The organism is Sorangium sp. So ce590 (assembly GCF_051521365.1).
GTDB lineage: Bacteria > Myxococcota_A > Polyangia > Polyangiales > Polyangiaceae > Sorangium.
Window position 1 is genome coordinate 5,766,686 of the sequence record NZ_CP150346.1, and the last position, 16,678, is coordinate 5,783,363.

At 72.6% G+C, this 16,678-nt stretch carries 12 protein-coding genes; 8 read left to right on the forward strand and 4 right to left on the reverse strand.

What is annotated here, in order from left to right:
- Nucleotides 1-170: 170 nt before the first annotated feature.
- The 3 genes from WMF28_RS21420 to WMF28_RS21430 form a co-directional block, all read right to left on the reverse strand.
- Entirely contained in the window at nucleotides 171-2,387 is a 2,217-nt protein-coding gene (locus WMF28_RS21420; protein ID WP_437604116.1) for a PEGA domain-containing protein, read from the reverse strand.
- A gap of 13 nt (nucleotides 2,388-2,400) precedes the next feature.
- Entirely contained in the window at nucleotides 2,401-2,919 is a 519-nt protein-coding gene (locus tag WMF28_RS21425) for a hypothetical protein (protein WP_437604117.1), read from the reverse strand.
- 82 nt (nucleotides 2,920-3,001) lie between these two features.
- Nucleotides 3,002-5,806, reverse strand: coding sequence for a hypothetical protein (locus tag WMF28_RS21430; protein WP_437604118.1), 2,805 nt, complete (start codon nucleotides 5,804-5,806; stop codon nucleotides 3,002-3,004).
- A 185-nt stretch (nucleotides 5,807-5,991) separates the two neighbouring features.
- Between WMF28_RS21430 and gatC the strand changes: the two genes are divergently transcribed.
- From gatC to WMF28_RS21465, 7 genes are all read left to right on the forward strand, one after another.
- Nucleotides 5,992-6,303, forward strand: a complete 312-nt coding sequence (gene gatC / locus WMF28_RS21435) for an Asp-tRNA(Asn)/Glu-tRNA(Gln) amidotransferase subunit GatC (RefSeq protein WP_020737093.1) — start codon at nucleotides 5,992-5,994, stop codon at nucleotides 6,301-6,303.
- Nucleotides 6,304-6,308: 5 nt separating this feature from the next.
- Nucleotides 6,309-7,856 (forward strand): Asp-tRNA(Asn)/Glu-tRNA(Gln) amidotransferase subunit GatA, encoded by a 1,548-nt coding sequence (gene gatA, locus WMF28_RS21440; RefSeq protein WP_437604119.1) that lies wholly within the window; start codon nucleotides 6,309-6,311, stop codon nucleotides 7,854-7,856.
- 16 nt (nucleotides 7,857-7,872) lie between these two features.
- Nucleotides 7,873-8,469, forward strand: a complete 597-nt coding sequence (locus WMF28_RS21445; protein WP_437604120.1) for a GNAT family N-acetyltransferase — start codon at nucleotides 7,873-7,875, stop codon at nucleotides 8,467-8,469.
- 93 nt (nucleotides 8,470-8,562) lie between these two features.
- The gene (locus tag WMF28_RS21450) at nucleotides 8,563-9,729 is read left to right on the forward strand and encodes an NAD-dependent epimerase/dehydratase family protein (RefSeq protein WP_437604121.1); all 1,167 of its coding nucleotides are present in this window, start codon (nucleotides 8,563-8,565) and stop codon (nucleotides 9,727-9,729) included.
- Between the two features lie 56 nt (nucleotides 9,730-9,785).
- Entirely contained in the window at nucleotides 9,786-11,009 is a 1,224-nt protein-coding gene (locus tag WMF28_RS21455; protein WP_437604122.1) for a lysophospholipid acyltransferase family protein, read from the forward strand.
- A 29-nt stretch (nucleotides 11,010-11,038) separates the two neighbouring features.
- A complete protein-coding gene (locus WMF28_RS21460) occupies nucleotides 11,039-12,178 on the forward strand; it encodes a tRNA pseudouridine synthase B (RefSeq protein WP_437604123.1) in 1,140 nt (379 codons plus the stop codon).
- A gap of 165 nt (nucleotides 12,179-12,343) precedes the next feature.
- Nucleotides 12,344-13,687 carry a hemolysin family protein gene (locus tag WMF28_RS21465; RefSeq protein WP_437604124.1) on the forward strand — a complete coding sequence of 448 codons (1,344 nt, stop codon included), beginning with the start codon at nucleotides 12,344-12,346 and terminating at the stop codon, nucleotides 13,685-13,687.
- Between the two features lie 284 nt (nucleotides 13,688-13,971).
- Here the strand turns inward: WMF28_RS21465 and WMF28_RS21470 are convergent, their stop codons facing one another.
- Nucleotides 13,972-14,988, reverse strand: coding sequence for a formin (locus WMF28_RS21470; RefSeq protein ID WP_437604125.1), 1,017 nt, complete (start codon nucleotides 14,986-14,988; stop codon nucleotides 13,972-13,974).
- 605 nt (nucleotides 14,989-15,593) lie between these two features.
- Here WMF28_RS21470 and WMF28_RS21475 point away from each other — a divergent pair.
- Nucleotides 15,594-16,568, forward strand: coding sequence for an alpha/beta fold hydrolase (locus WMF28_RS21475; RefSeq protein WP_437604126.1), 975 nt, complete (start codon nucleotides 15,594-15,596; stop codon nucleotides 16,566-16,568).
- The last annotated feature ends 110 nt before the right edge of the window (nucleotides 16,569-16,678 follow it).

The window sequence follows — 16,678 nt, forward strand, 5'->3', positions numbered from 1 at the left end:
ACCGCGCCGGACGCTCGAACAGCGACGGACCCGCCCGGGGTTCGCGCCTCCAGCATCGAGCCGCCTCGAGAAGCGCTCGAATCGGCGCGAAGAGCGAGGCCGCCACGATGAACGGAGCGCCAGGGACGCTCAAGAGAGGTTCTCCCTCTCCCCATGTCCCTGGCGTCGCGTCACTCGAACCTGACGGCCGCGGTCTTTGTCTCGCCGGCCTTCACGGAGACGGTGACCGACTTCTTCCCGAGCTCCGAATGGATGAACGTCACCGTGTGCGCCCCCGCGGGGACGCTGACGCCGACCTTGGGCGTGCTCCCCAGCGGCCGCCCGTTGAGGACCACCTTCGAGACCGGGATCGAGTTGATGTTCAGGGTCGCGTTGCCAGCGGCGGCCGCGGGCGCAGCCGCAGCGGCCGCCTCCGACCTCGGCGCTGCGGCCGCCGCCGGGGCAGGCGCAGGCGCAGGATCCGGCGCGGGTGCCGCGGCGACGGCGGCGGCCGGCGCGGGCTTGCTCGCCTCGTCGAGCGCGATCCGGATCGTCTTCTCGGGCTGCCCGTCCTCGAACGAGATCGCCTGGGAAAAGTCCTCGTACCCCCTCTTCGCCGCGACGACCTTCCAGCCCTCCGACGGATTGACCTCCACCTTGACGGGCGGCTTCTTCCAGGCCGAATCCGGCAGCTTCTTCTCCGTCCCCTTGGCGCTCACCAGCTTGACCGAGGCCCCCGACGTGGCGAGATCGAGCGTGACCTGGCCCTTCAGCACCTTGAGCGCGACGGCGCCGAGGTCCTTCATCTGGCCCTGACCGACCTCCACCGTCTGCTCCACGGGCTCGTAGCGCTCGCCGCCGTCGAAGCGGATCTTGTGCTCCCCCGGCGATACGCTGACCTCGAGCGGCAGCGTGCCTTTCTCCACGCCGTCGACGAGGACCTTCACGCCGGGCTGCGCGCCCGACGCCTTCACGCCGGTCGTCGTCGACGCGTTGGTCGAAGTCCCCGCCGCGTTCGCGCCGTCGAGCGTGATCACGATGACCTTCTCCTTGCCGCCCTCCACGATCTCGACGGCATCGCGCGGCGGGAAGTCGGGGGCGAGGATCTTGACCGCCTTCGAGCCGGGATCGAGCTCGCGCACGATGCAAGGCACGGTGTCGCAGCGCTTCTGGCCGTCGATGAAGATCTCGGCCCGCGCGACGGAGGCGCCGCCCGGGGTCTTCAGGTCGATGTTGAGCGCGCCTTTCTTCGGCACCAGCAGGAGCACGGCCAGGATCAGCACGGCCACCAGCGCGAGCCCGCCGAGGAGCACGCCCGCCTTGCCGGCCCCCTGCTGCATCGCGGGGCGGGGGCGGATCGCCGTCGGCTCGTCGTTGTTGCGCGACAGCGGGCGGTGGCCGATGTCCGGCATCGGAGGCGCCGGCGGGGCGCTCGGGATCGGCGGCGGCGTCGGGATGGGGGTGCGCGCCTTCGCGGCCGGCGCCGCGCCGCCGGAGCTCGCGAGCAGCGCCGCGGCCGCCTTCGGGATCGCCGGCATGCCCCCCGCCGGCAGCGGGGTCGTCCGCCCGGGCATGCTGTCGCTCCCCTGCCGGTCGTAGACGTGGGTCGACTCTTCATCGTCGTCCCAGTTCATGTCGACGGCAGCGCCCTTGCCCGAGCGAGGCTTCGCTTCTTCAGCCGCCTTCTGCGGCGGCATCACCGACGGCGCCCGCACCGGCGGAGGGACCACCGGGGGCAGCGCGCTGGTCGGCGCCGGCGGCAGAGGGCTCTTCGACGGCAGGGCCGGGGCGGCGATCGCGGGCAGAGACGGCTGCCGCGAGCGACGCGGCACCACGGACGGCAGAGCGCCCGGCTTGACCGAGGGGGGCATCGGCGGCGGCAGCGAGCCGGGACTGGTCCCCTTCGGCATCACCGGCGGCGGCAGCGAGCCGGGACTGGTCCCCTTCGGCATCACCGGCGGCGGCCGCGAGCCGGGACTGGTCCCCTTCGGCACCGGCGGCGGCAACGAGCCGGGACTGGTCCCCTTCGGCATCGGCGGCGGCAACGAGCCGGGACTGGTCCCCTTCGGCATCGGCGGCGGCAACGAGCCGGGACTGGTCCCCTTCGGCACCGGCGGCGGCAACGAGCCGGGACTGGTCCCCTTCGGCAGCACCGGCGGCGGCGGCAACGACCCGGGACTGATCCCCTTCGCCGTCACCGGCGGCGGCGGCAGCGGAGAGGCCATTCCCCCAGGGAGCGTCATCGCATGGTTGTTGGGAGGCGGCTGCAGCGCGCCGACCCCGCCGACGAGGGTGCGGTGCCGCGTCGGCGGCGAGGGGGGCACGAGAGCGGGGGTCGTGGGGCGTGACGACTTCTTCGCGAGCCCCTCGAATACGTCCAGATCGCTGCCGCCCTTGTTATCCGCCATGTTCGAGAACTCCTCACGACATGCGGCGCAGTTCGCCGCGGCTTCCGGGAAACGATCGCGCAGGCTCCACGCGATGAGCGTGACATGGAACAGCAGGCCCTCGGCGCGGGCGCGCGCGGAGAGCCCTGCGCAAACCTGACCCGCTGAAGCGTACCGCTGGTCCGGTAATTTCGCGAGCACCATCGCGGGGATGCCGGCGCCCGAGCCACGGCGCATGCACCGCGATCTCGCGCGGATCCAGCGCGTCGCGACCGGCGAAACGCCCCATCACGTCCGCGGCGCTCGAGGCCTCGGACAAGCGCTTGCCTGCTGTCATCGTCCGGAAACAGATGCCCAGCGCGACGTGGACCGATCGCGCGCCGCTCGCGATCGCGCGCAACGATGCGACCGCACGCCTCGACACGATGGCGCGCTCGCGCTCCACGATGGCGCGCTCGCGCTCCCGGCACGTCGCGCGCGCGACCTCCGCCAGCGAGCCCACGCCGATCCGCGCCGAGAGGTCGCAAGCTCCAAAGGACTGCAAACGGTGCACCGACGACCTTTTTCTAGTCCCTCGGACCGCCGGCGCACAAGCGCCTACTGCATCCCAGGCGAGGATCCAGGCGCGCCCACGCTCAGGGGTCTCCGTCCGTCGTTTCCTCTCTCTTCGGCTTTTTGAAGTATCGAACTCGCTTCTGCTGGAGCGGATACCAGACGCTGTGCGGAACGATCGGTGTGGATTCGAACATCCTGCCTGCACCGGGCGCCTCGGCGCGCGTGAGCCGGACGGCGCGCGGGCCCGAGGGCGGGTGAACCGCGGCGCCGGAGAGGTCTGTATCGCCGCCGAGGGCCACCGAGAGCGGCCGGGAGAGGTAGATCCGCGAGGAGCACCCGAGCCGCGCCAGGAAGTCCTGAAGGAGCTTCGCGTCGCGCCGGTCCACGGGCGTCGGGGGCGGCGCCGAGGCGTCCGGCGACAGCGCGGCGGCCGGTGCGCTGGACGGGCCGGCCGCCACCCGCTCGACGTAGATCAGCATCCCGTCCTCGTCGTTGACGCCGAGAGCGGCCACGGCCCCCGCGCTGCCGTCAGCCCCCGTCGCGATCCGGACCGCGCCGCGGACCGGGGGGGTCGGCGAGGCAGAGAAGGCCCCGGCCGAATGCCACAGGCTCGACGCCGCGCCCCGGCCCGCGCCGGGCGCCGCGCCGCCGCCTCCGTCGCCGAGCACCGCCACGGCCGCGCCCGTCCCGGCCGGCGGGGGCGCCCCGGGCTCGCCCAGCGGTGTGGCCGCGACGGTCCGCGGATCGACCTTGAGCACCCGCAGCCGCACGTCGGGCCGCGCGGGGTCGGGGCGGAGCTCGGTGATCGCCACCGCATACGGGAAGCCGTGCTGCGGGAGCCCCTGGGTGCGCCAGATGCCCTCCCCCGCCTCGGCCGGCGCGGCGCGCGGGGCGAGCGGCGGCCCCGGCAGGAGGTGCCGCAGCGTCATGTAGAAGAAGTCGCGCGCCTCCCGCCGGATGTAGCGGGGAAAATTCATCAGGCCCATGCCGCGGATGAGCCGGCGGCCGCGGAACCGGTAGCCCGAGAGCCCCGAGACCTCGCCCTCCGCCTCCCATTCGCCCTGGAGCGGGCGCCCCAGCGCGGGCAGCTCGCCGCTCGGCGCCACATGGTAGAACTCGAGCCCGCTGTGGCCCGCGTTCATGTCGAGCGCGATCCCGTAGGCGCAGCGGGCCTGGATCATCGCCCGGGACAGGGCCTCCGGGCTCACGTCGGCGCCGTAGAAATACGCGACGAAGCGCTCCCGGGTCAGGCAGATGCCGGTCCTCACCGTGTGCGTCTTGTCGGCCCAGCCGGGCGGCGTGCCCCCCCACCACGTCCGTCCGAACGGATTCCACTTCTCGTCCTGGACCATGACCGTCATGTTCTGACGGAACGAGAGCATCCACTCGGGGATCGTCTCGTCCTCCGACCAGGTCCCGAAGACGGTGCTGCCGTCGCGCCGGACGGCCACGGTCGCGGCGTACGGCTTCGGCGGCAGGTACACCACCCCGTCGGCCATCATGCCGAACTCGCCGTGCATCGCCTGGAAGCCCGCGTTCGACGCCGCGACCACGCGCTTCATGACCTCGGGCGTGCGCGGGATGAGCCCGGGCCCCGCCTCGCCCGTCGCGCCCTTGGGCTCCACCCTGCCCGCCATCATGTGCAGCTCCACCTGCCGCGGGTCCCAGAGCGCGACGTAGACGCGCGTCGCCTTGCGCGAGCGATCCGCCCGGATATACGTGGTCATGAACGCCGGCGGGAGCCCGTCGAGCTTGCGCACGAAGGCGTCGCCGCCCTGCGGGTTCCACTGCCCCTCCCCGGGCAGCGCCGGCGTCACCCACGGATCGAGCGGCGAGGGCGGCCAGCCGATCTCGGGATCGATCGGGCTCTGGCGGACGGGCGGATCCAGCGCGCTCTTGCCGAGGTCCGAGGCGATGTCCTCGGCGCCCGTGTCGCCCGTCACCGCCTCCTTGTTGCGGAGGATGAAATCGAGCGCCGTGAACGCCACGGCCTTGACCGTCTGCATCGCGGCGTCGCCGATCAAGAAGCGCACCCGGTCGACCGCCCAGGTGACGAAGTTCCCCGGCCGCGCCGTCTCGAACGCCTCGGCGCGGATCCACGCGGGCAGCGGCGCGTCCGCGCCGTGCAGGGGCAGGCGCGCCTCGCGGCCGGCCGCGCGGACGACGACCGCGCTGTCGTCCTCCAGGGCGATCGCGACGTCGCCCGCGTTCGGGGCGCGTCGGCTGCCCCCGTCGGGCTCCGCGGCGCCGGGATCTTCCGCGCCGGGATCGCCGACGGCGAGGTCCTCGGCGGGGGCGGGGTCGATCGCGAACGTCCGCCGGCCGATCCCGCGCAGCCGGCCGGTCGTCTGCCAGTTCGTGAGGGCGAGCTGGAGCCGCTCGACGAGGGGCCAGTCGGCGCCGCCCGGGAGCTCCCGTCCGCCGAGATCGAGCACGTGCACCGTGGGCGACGCGGCCTCGATCAGCGGGCGCGAGATGTACGCCAGCGCGTCGCGGCGGAGCACGGGCTTCGACTCGTCCGCGCCGCTCGTCTCCGTGAGGTTGTGGATCCCCGAGACGTCGAGCAGGACGCCCTCGGGCGAGAGCCTCGTGTCGACGAGGTAGAGGTCGGTGGGCTCCCCGCGGTCGGCGTCAGCGCGCGCGCCGCGCGCGACGGCGCGCGCGCTGATGCCGAGCGGGCGGAAGCCGCCGCGCGGCGGGTCCACCCAGACCACGTCGCCGGACGCCGCGGTGATGCCCTGCTCCGAGAGCTCCTCGGCGAGCGCGGCCGAGCGATCTCGAGCGCCGCCGCCCACGTCCGGCGACATCGCCACGGCCGCGGCCATGCAGAGGACGATGATGCCGATGCGCTCGCGGCGCAGGGAGGGCGTTTTCGGGGACAGCATTCGCCAACAACGCGCGGCGGGCCGGGGCTCCTGCCCGAGCGGCCGAGAACGACCAGGCGCGCGCGAGCCCGCCGTTATCACCGTTTTTGTACCGCGGCCAGATTCGGGGGGCGCGCGTCGGGCAGCCCTCCATGCGGCCGGCTCTAGCGTCCGCCGAACCGGCGGTGCTACATCGGGCGCTCGCCATGTCGAACGCTGACTCGCCCCCTCTCCGCCGCGATGAGGCGCTGACGATAGCGCGCCTCGCCCACCTCGACCTCTCCGCTGAGGAAATGGAGCGCCTCACCGGTGATCTCGGCAACATCCTCAGCTACGTCCGGCAGCTCGAGGAGCTCGACGTCTCGGCGGTGCCGCCGACGGCGCACGTGCAGATCGAGCGGCTGCCGCTCCGCGCCGACGAGGAGGCGCCGAGCCTGCCGCGCGAGGTGGCCCTGCGGGAGGCGCCGCGGGTCGAGGACGACGGGTTCGCCGTGCCGGCCTTCGTGGACGAGGGGTGAGGCCGATGACCACAGCGATCCTCGATCGATCCATCCCGGAGCTCGCGGCGCTCGTGCAGCGCGGCGAGGTGAGCGCCGAGGAGGTGGCCCGGGCCGCGCTCGCGCGCATCGAGCAGCGCGACGGCGGGCTCGGCGCGTTCCTCACCCTGCAGGGCGAGCAGGCCCTCGAGGCCGCGCGCGCCCTCGACGCGAGGCGCGCGCGCGGCGATGCGCTCGGCCCGCTCGCCGGCGTGCCGGTCGGGCTCAAGGACGCGCTCTGCACCGAGGGCGCGCCGACGACCGCCGGCTCGAAGATCCTCACGCGGGCGGCGGCGGGCGGCTCGTCGAAGGCGCCTGATCCGTCGCGCGGGTATCGCCCGCCGTACGACGCCACGGTCGTCGCCCGCCTGCGCGAAGCCGGCGCGATCCTGCCGGGCAAGTGCAACATGGACGAGTTCGCGATGGGCTCGTCGAACGAGAACAGCGCCTTCGGCCCGGTGAAGAACCCGTGGGACCCGACGCGCATCCCCGGCGGGTCGTCCGGCGGCAGCGCGGTCGCGGTGGCGGCGGGGATGACGCCCGGCTCGCTCGGCTCGGACACGGGCGGCTCCATCCGGCAGCCGGCGAGCCTCACCGGCGTCGTCGGCATCAAGCCGACGTACGGCCGCGTCTCTCGCTACGGCCTCATCGCCTTCGCCTCGAGCCTCGACCAGATCGGGCCGTTCGCGCAGGACGTGAAGGGCGCCGCGCGCCTGCTCGAGGTGATCTCGGGCCGCGATCCGCGCGACGCGACGAGCCTCGACGCGCCGGTGGGCGCCTACGAGGCCGCGTGCGGCCGCGACGTCGCGGGCCTGCGCATCGGCGTGCCCGAGGAGTACTTCGCGAAGGGCATCGATCCGCAGGTCGAGGCGAAGGTGCGGGAGGCGATCGAGGGCCTGCGCGGGCTCGGCTGCGAGATCAGGCCCGTGCACCTGCCGCACACGCGCTACGCCGTGGCGGCCTACTACATCGTGGCGACCGCCGAGGCGTCGTCCAACCTGGCGCGCTTCGACGGCGTGCGCTTCGGGCTGCGCGTGGACGGCGAGCGCGGCGGGAAGGCGGACCTCCAGGGCCTCTACGGCAGCACGCGCGGCGAGGGGTTCGGCCGGGAGGTGAAGCGGCGCATCCTGCTCGGCACGTACGTGCTCTCCGCGGGCTACTACGACGCGTACTACCTGCGCGCGCAGAAGGTCAGGACGCTGATCCGGCGCGACTTCGACGAGGCCTTCCGCGAGGTCGACCTCATCGCGGCGCCGGTCTCGCCGACGGTCGCGTTCCGGCTCGGGGAGCGCGTCGACGACCCGCTCTCGATGTACCTGGCCGACGTCTACACGCTGCCCGCGAGCATGGCGGGCCTGCCCGCGATCAGCGTCCCGTGCGCGACCGCGCCGGCGCCCGACGGCGGGCCTGCGCTGCCCGTCGGCCTGCAGCTCATCGGCCCTGCGCTGGAGGAGGCGCGGCTCTGCAGGGCGGCCTACGCGTGGGAGCAGATCTCTCCGGTGCGCGGGCTGCGCGCGCGCGTGTCGATCGCATGAGGAAGGGAGCGCGAAGGTGAGCTCCGCGATCGCGGTGGCGGCGGCCGGCCCCGAGCACCTGGCCGGGCTCGAGGCGCTCTTCGAGGCCGCCGGCACGCCCTGCTACTGCCGCTACTACCACTTCGGGGGCACAAACAACGAGTGGCTCGCGCGGTGCTCGGACGGCCAGGGCGAGAACCGCCGGGAGTTCGCCGAGGCGCTCGCCGCACGCAGCGACGAGGCGCGCGGCGTCGTGGCGCTCGCGAAGGACGTCTCGGACGTGGTCGGGTGGCTCAAGGTCGCGCCCGCCGCGGTCGTGGCGAAGGCCTACGAGCGCCGGCTGTACCGGGGGCTGCCGTGCTTCGCGGGCGATCGCGCCGGCGTCTTCCTGATCGGCTGCGCCGTCGTGCACCCGGGCCATCGCCGGCAGGGCGTCGCGACGGCGCTCGTCGCGGGCGCGGTGGAGCTCGCGCCCGCCTGGGGTGCGCGCGCCCTCGAGGCCCTGCCCCGCCGTCCGAAGGAGCCGGTGAGCGACGAGGAGCTGTGGACCGGCCCCGTCTCCGCGTTCACGACGAACGGATTCGTCGAGGTGAACGCTTTCGAGCCGTACCCGGTCCTTCGCCGGATGCTGTGACCGCGCCGCCCCGCGGACGTCGCGGGCGGGCCCGGCGGCCGTCGCGCTGCGCTTGCGCGCGCCGGCCGACCAGGTAGTGTCGCGCCCGCGCGCATGGCTCCCCCGTCCGAGCACCCCGACGCTGCGGCCCACGACGACCCTGCCGAGCGGAGCTCCGCCGGCGGTGCAGACCGCGCCGCGCCTGCCGCCGACCCAGGCGCGGCGACGAACAGCCCGGGCGAGCTCGCGGCCGTCGAGGCCGCGCCGGTCAGCCGGCAACCGTCGTCCGGCCCGAGGGGCCGGGTCGTCGCCCTCACCGGCGCCGCGTCCTTCCTCGGGCGCAACCTCATTGGCATCCTCGAGGAGGATCCCCGCATCGCCCGCGTGGTGGCCATCGACATCAAGCCGCCGGACACGGGCGGCTCCAAGCTGCGCTTGCACACGGTCGACCTGACGGCGCCTGCATCCGGGGAGCACGTCGCCGAGGTGCTCGCGGCCGAGCAGGTGGACACGCTCGTCCACCTTGGCTTCCTCTCGTCGCCGACCCCGGCGACCGCCTGGGCCCACGAGCTCGAGTCGGTGGGCACGATGCACCTGCTCCACGGCGCGCGCCAGGCGAGCCTGCGCAAGCTGATCCTCTGGAGCCAGACGATCCTCTACGGCGCACACCCGACAAACCCCAATTTCCTCACGGAGAAGCACCCGCTCCGCGCCGATCCGGAGGAGCGCTTCTTCGCGGACAAGATGGCGGCCGAGCGGGAGTTCAACGCCTTCGGCGCGAAGGCCAAGGGCACGACCGTCACCCTCCTGCGGACCGCGCCGATCCTCGGTCCGACCGTCCAGAACTACCTCACCCGGTACCTGGCGCGGCGGCTGGTCATGACCATGCTCGGCTTCGACCCGCTGTGGCAGTTCATCCACGAGGTCGACGCGATCGCCGCCTTCAAGCTCGCCATCGACAGCGATTTCCCTGGAACGTTCAACATCGTTGGCGACGGCGTGCTGCCGGTCTCCACGATCGTGCGCCTCGCGGGCCGGACGTCCTTCCCGGTGCTGCACAGCGCCGCCGGACCGCTCGTCGCTGCCCTCTGGGCTGCGCACGCGGCGATCGCGCCGCCCAGCTTCCTGCGCTACCTGCGCTACGTGTGCGTGGCGGACGGCGAGAAGGCGGCGCGCGTCATGGGGTTCCGGCCGGTCTACTCCACGCGCGAGGCGCTTCTCGACTACACAAGCGCGCAGCGGCTGCGGGACGTGCGGCTCCTGCAGGAGACACCCGCGTGAGGCAGTTCGGGGGGTAGAGCATGGGCACGGAGCACGATCGAGAGCGCAGGGGAGCAGTGAACGGGCCGACGGCGTCGGCGCGGGGGCGCTCCGAACGGCCGGGGTCGATGCAGGTCGTGCCCAGCATCGACGTCGAGGACGAGGAGACCCGGTACCTGGCGCCGATCGGCCCGACGGAGCCGTCCGACGGGCGAAAGATGCAGTCGTCCGAGGCGCACGCCCCTGTCGTGCCGGTGACGGCCGACGAGCTGGAGCGTCAGATCCGGGAGCTCGAGACGCGGCTCAAGAGCATGCTCGCCGGGGGCCAGCCGCACGACGCGAGCGAGGGGGGCCGCGGCGGGCCCGAGACGCAGCGGGGCCCCCGCCAGGGCGACGCGCCCGCGGCTCGCGAAAGCTACGCCAGCGAGCCGCCGCCGTCCGAGCCGGGGACGGCGCGGGACGTCCTGTCGACCGATTTCTACCTGCGGCAGTGGGGTCGCGCCGGCCTGCGCAGCCGCTCGGAGGAGGTCGACGAGTTCGGCTTCGATCCCAAGTACGAGGCCCGCTACAGGCCGCTCTTCGACTTCCTGTACAGGCACTACTTCCGCATCGATCTCCAGGGCGTCGAGCACATCCCCAGCGAGGGGCGGTGCCTCGTGGTGTCGAACCACGCGGGCGGGCCCATCCCGTACGACGGGCTCATGCTGCGGGCGGCGGTGCGGCGGGAGCACCCGGCGCATCGGGAGCTCCGCTGGCTGGCCGACGACTTCGTGTACTACCTGCCGTTCGCCGGCACGATCATGAACCGGCTCGGCGCCGTGCGGGCCTGCCAGGAGAACGCCGAGCGGCTGCTCGCGGGCGAGCGGCTCGTCGCGGTGTTCCCGGAGGGGGCCAAGGGCAGCGGGAAGCTCTACAAGGACCGGTACCAGCTCCAGCGGTTCGGCCGCGGCGGGTTCATCCGGCTCTGCCTGCGCACGCGCACGCCGCTCGTGCCCTGCGCCATCGTGGGGGCCGAGGAGACGAACCCGCTCCTTTACCGGGTCGAGCACGTCACGCGCGCGCTCGGCATCCCGTACTTGCCCATCACGCCGACGTTCCCTGCGCTCGGGCCGCTGGGCCTCGTGCCTGCGCCCACCAAGTGGAAGATTCGCATGGCCGAGCCGGTGCGGTTCGACGCCTACGGCCCCGAGGCGGCGGACGACCAGATCCTTGTGCAGCGCCTCGCCGAGCGGGTACGCGCCACGATCCAGGGGCTCCTCGACGAGACCCTGGCCACCCGGAAATCGATCTGGTTCGGATGAAGCAGACTGCGCAGACGGTTCCTCCACCCATGCCCGAGCACACCCTGGAAGGGACACCGCCCCCTGAGCCCGAGCGGGCGACGACCGGCAGGCCACGCCCCGACGGCGTGCTGGTGATCGACAAGCCGCGCGGACCGACGAGCCATGACGTCGTGGCCCGGCTGCGCCGCATCCTCGGGGTGAAGCGCATCGGGCATGCCGGGACGCTGGACCCGATGGCGTCCGGCGTCCTCGTGGTGCTCGTCGGTGAGGCCACAAAGCTCGCCCCGTACCTGACCGCGGAGGACAAGCGCTACACGGCGCGCGTCGTCCTCGGCGTCGGCACGGACACCCTCGATGCGGACGGGGAGATCACGGCGGCGCAGCCCTTGCCGGCGTGGCTCGACGACGAGCTCGGCGCGCTCGCCGGGGCCGGCGGGGCCCCCGGCGCCGAGGCGGTCGCGCGCGCGGCGCCGCGCATCGCGGCGGCGCTCGACGCGGAGCGGGCGAGGCGGGAACAGACGCCGCCGGCCTACTCGGCCATCAAGGTCGCGGGGCAGCGCAGCTATGCCCTCGCGCGCGCCGGCCAGGCGGTGGATCTCGCGGCGCGGACCGTCGAGGTCCGGTCGCTCGCGGTCGCCGGCGCCTCGCGCGGCGGGCCCGGCACGCCGGCCGCGGACGCCGCGCCCGCCACCCTCGATCTCGAGCTCGAAGTGAGCAAGGGCTACTACGTGCGCTCGCTCGCCGGCGATCTCGGCGCGCACCTCGGCGTGCCCGCGCATCTATCTGCCCTCCGCCGCACCGCGAGCGGCGCCTTCACGGTGGCGCAGGCGGTGCCCCTCGATGCCGGCGCCGAGGCGCTGCGCGCCGCCCTGCGTCCGCTCGCCGAGGCAGCCGCTTCCAGCCTCCCCGTCGCCCGCCTGACCGAGGACGGCACCCGGCGCGCGCGCCTCGGACAATCGCTCACCGAGTCCGACTTCTCCATGGCTCCTGCGCATCCCGGCGCCGCCGTATGGCTCGACCCGGACGGACACGTCGTTGCGCTGGGCGCGCCGGACATTGCGCTGGGCGCTCCCGAGGGCACCGGCGCCGAGGCTTCCGAGAGCTCACCTGCGCTGCTCGCGACCCGATTTTCCGTCCTACGTGGTTTCACCGGGGGGGCGGATGTCCGTGGAAGTTCTGCCAAGTAATGGAAATAGTGTAACGCACGGCAATTCCCTGGACTTCGGCAGATCCACGGATCATGTCACTGGCCGAGCTCGGCCTTGTGGGTCGAGCCAGGGAGTCCGCCCTGCAGCGAGACCGCCGAGAGCGCGTGGATCCGTCCTCTCCCGAGATTTCGCGCCCCGGTCCGGTTGCGCTCCCCTCGCCTGTTCCGTTACGATTCGTCCGTTAGGAGTCTCGGTTTGAGTCCCGATTTCGTTCCATTGCCAGCGCTCGGCGCTGCAGTTCTCTCCGCTGTACTTGGCTCGCTGTTCGTCGGCGCCGACACCGCCCTGACGACGCTGAGCGCAACGAGGCTCGGCGCGCTGATTGAGCAGTCGAAGGGCCCCACGAAGGCTGCCTACGAGCGGATTCGTCGAGAGGACGCCAAGCTCCGCTCCCGTTACCTGCTCGGCTGGGTCGTCTCGACCAGCCTGACCGCCGCCTGCTTCGACCTCTTCTTCCGGCGAAGCGTCCCGGAGGCGGCCCTGGGTCTCGAGCTGGCGACCACCGCCGTCGTCTGCGGGGCCCTTTACGAGGTCAGCTCGACGCTGGGCCGCAAGCACGCCGATCGGGCGGCATCGATGGCGGTCCGCTTCTTGCGCCCTCTCGAGATCGCGATGCTGCCGCTCGCCATACCGCTTGGCTGGATCGGCTCCCGGCTCGGGCAGCGGGACGGGGAGCAGCCTTCGGACCCGCGGGTTGCCGAGGCCGAGGTCGAGATCCTTGTCGATGAGGTCGAGCGCTCTGGCCTCTTCGGGCGAGAACCGGCGGAGATGATCCGGAATGTGCTCGAGTTCGCCGATCGCACGGCGCGGGACGTCATGGTGCCGCGCTCCAAGGTCGAGGCGATCGAGATCTCCACTCCGCTCGAGAAGGTGCTGGAGATCGTGACCGAGAGCGGGCACTCCAGGTATCCGGTGTACAAGGACCAGATCGACAACATCGCTGGTCTTCTCTACGCGAAGGACATGTTCAAGGTCCTCGAGGAGCGCCGTCTCAAGAACACGACGCTCCGGGAGATCACGCGGAGCCCTGCCAATTTCGTCGCCGAGTCGCAGCCGCTCTCCTCTCTGCTGAGGGAGATGAAGAGCCGGAGACAGCACCTTGCGATCGTGGTCGACGAGTTTGGTGGGATGTCTGGGATTGTCACCCTGGAAGACGTCCTCGAGGAGATCGTCGGCGACATCCGGGATGAGCACGACGAGACGGACGATGGGGCGTCGATCCAGGACCTCGGCGATGGCCGGCTGGTCGCCGACGCGGCGGTGTCGATGAGCGATCTCTCGGCGTACCTGGGAGCGGAGCTCGACCGGGAGGGGAAGTACGACTCGCTCGGCGGCATGCTCACGCAGCACGTGGGCAAGGTGCCCGAGGTGGGCACGGCGGTGAGCAAGTTCGGCTTGCGCTTCATCGTGCGGGACAGCGACGAGCGGCACATCGGGAAGGTGGAGATCGTCCGCCCCCGTGCCATGGGCGCCGGCGGCGCTGCCTGAAGCGGCCGCCCGCGCACGCGAGCCCTTGCCGAGCTACCCCGCCCGCGGTGCTCGTCGCGCGCCGCGCGCAGCCCTCCGCTCTGCGACGGCCGACCGCCGCGCGCAGCCCTCCGCTCTGCGACGACCGACCGCCGCGCGTTGCCTTCCGTTCTGCGACGGCCGAGCGGCGCGCGCCCGCACAGGAGACGGGCCCAGATCGGCGTTTTCGGCGCGCAGGCGTACTCTCGTACGCCGAGCACCGAAAACGCCGAGGTGGGCCCGTATCCGCAGCGGGCGTGCGTCGCTCAGCGGGCGAGGGAGACTTTGCGGAGCTCGTTCGCGAGATCGTCGCCCTCTTTGATGAGGCCGGCCGTCTCGGTGGCGGGGTTTTCCTTGTTGCCCTCGAGCAGCTGGCGGACGTCGATCATCGCGCCGCGCAGCTTGAAGACGATCTGCTCGCTCGTGAAGGCGGCCACGGACTGAGGGTCGACCGGAAGGGCCTGCAGGTCGCCGCCGGCGATGTCGCCCTTGGTCCAGCGGGTGGCCTCCTTCTCGGCAGGCTTCAGGCCCTGCTGCGTGCGCTCGAGACGGGTCACCGCGTACTTCGCCGGCCAGTCCTTGCCGAACGGGAACGGCGCCTTGTTTGGAACGAGCTCGGCCAGCGTCTTGTCGCCGTCCCGGCGGAAGACGACCGAGAAGTTCACCACGGGCTCGTCCTGCTCCTTCCACGATTTCTCGACGGAGCTCTGCGCCGCCGTGAGCAGGTTCTTGAGGCTGTCCTTGGTCTTGTTGAGATCCTGGACCGACGTCGTGTAGGCGAGCAGCTGACGCATCACCCGGCCCGGAAGGCTGCCGATCTGCTTCCCCTCCAGGTTGGTGGCGTCGAACGGGACGTTGATCGCGCCGAGCTCGGTCGTCAGCTCTGCCGGGAAGCTCTTCTGCGAGAGCTTCGCGGCCCCCTCCTCGAGCTTCTTTGTCAGCTCCTCCATCTTCGCGTTCGCGGCCCGCACGTCCTTCTCGAGCGCCGCGGCGCCCTCGATAGCGAGCTTGGCGCGATCGCCGCGCTCCTTCGTGCCGCCGACCGCGAAGCCCACGGCGATGCCGAGCAGCGCCGCGAGGCTCGCGTAGAGCGCCGTCCTCTTCGAGGCCTTCCGGCGCTCCTGCTCGACCTCCTCGCCGACCTCGACCTTGATGGTCTGCGCGGCCGCCGTCGGCTTCGGCGGGGACGTCTGGATCACGGGACGCGGCGCCGGCGCGAACGGAGGCAGCGGGATGCCCGGAGAGATGCCCGGCGGAGGCGCAATGCCTCCCACGGAGGGCATGGGCGGACGCGCGCTCGGATACGGCGAGGGCATGCCGCCCGGGAGCGGGCTCCCGTCGGGAGGCGGCCCCGATCCGGGCTGCGGGCCTGGCACGGGAAGGGGGACGGCCGCTCCCGGGGCCCCGCCTATCGTCGTTTTGCCAAGCCGAGCCTTCAGATCGATTTTGCTCTTCTTCTTTTCTTCAGCCATCGGCTCCTCGGGGACGGGATCGCTGCACCACTTCGCCCTGAAAACGCCAGCCCGCCCGAGGGAACCGACCCACCGCGGCCCGAACCGGAGCTGCTCCTGCGCGAGCGGCGACAGGATGTGACACGGGCCGGCCTCCAGCGGACCGACATGGGAGCGGGGAGGAAAAGATCAGCAACACAACGGGAGCGTCGGGCGAGAGGACGACCCGCCGCGCACGTTAGCGGCGCGCCGCCTGGAATGTCAACGCGATGGCGATCATGGCGCAGCGTCGGTTTCGATGAGCGATCGCCAGGCCGCTCCGCCATCGCGATCCGCGGCAGCGCCCTCACCCGGGCGTCAGGCCCCGCCCCCTCCCCACCCGCACGTCGCCGGCAGCATGGCCCTCCGCCGAGGGACCGGGTAGGAAGCAGGGGCCCATGGTCTCGTTCAAGTTCGGCGGAGGCCGGCAAGCGCCGCCCCCTTCTTCCCCCGGCGAGGGCCGGCAGGCATCGCCTCCGCGGCGACCGCCGCTCCGGATGGAAACCCGGCGGGTGACGAGCTTTGATGGAACCGACATCGCGTACCGGGTGACGCCACCGCCGTTCGAAGGAGCGAAGACGGTGGTCCTGCTCAACGGGCTGGGCGGGCCCTACCTCGTCTGGCGGGCGCAGATCGAGTACCTCTCCGACCAGTACCGCTTCATCACGTGGGACTACCGCGGGATGTACGCGTCGGGGCGCCCGTCGCTGGACGCCCCGGATGCCTATGCGGTGGCCAGCCACGTCCGCGACCTGGAGGCGATCCTCGCGGCCGAAGGGGTCCGGCACGGCTCGCTCATGGGATGGAGCATGGGCGTCCAGGTCGCGCTGGAGGCGTTCCGCCGGCTCCCAGGGTTCGCCGCGAACCTGGTCCTGTTGAACGGCACCCACCGCCCGCCGCTGGAGACGATGGGGCCGCTGCCGGGGCTCGGGCGGCTGTTCCCGCCGCTCATGGCGCTCGCAGCGCGCGCTCAGACGGCCGCGACGAAGATAACGCGTCGCGTCATCGGCCAGCCGGACGCTGCGGCGTGGCTGAGGCGGCTGGGGCTGCTCGGGAAGACGCTCGACGGCGAGGTGCTCGCCGAGCTCGTGCAGCCGTTCGGCCAGCTCGATATGGAGGCGTTCCTGCGGAACCTCCGCGCGCTGGGCACGCACGACGTCGAGGAGGCGCTCGACCAGATCGACGTCCCGACGCTGCTCATCACCGGCGACCGCGACGCGTTCACGCCCCTGGCGCTGGTCCAGTCGATGGCGCGACGCATCCCGCTGGCCGAGATCCTCGTGGTCCGCGGCGGCACCCACACCACCGCGCTCGAGTTCCCGGAGCTCGTCTCGCTCCGGATCGAGCGCTTCTTCGCGGACCACGATTTCTAGACCGGAGCCCCCGCCAGGACGCCGAGAGAGCCGCTTCTTCTCCGCTGGCGTCTTCGGCGTCCTCGCGGCTCTTCTCTTCCCTCGCGACCGGCGCTGACGGCGGCCCGCAG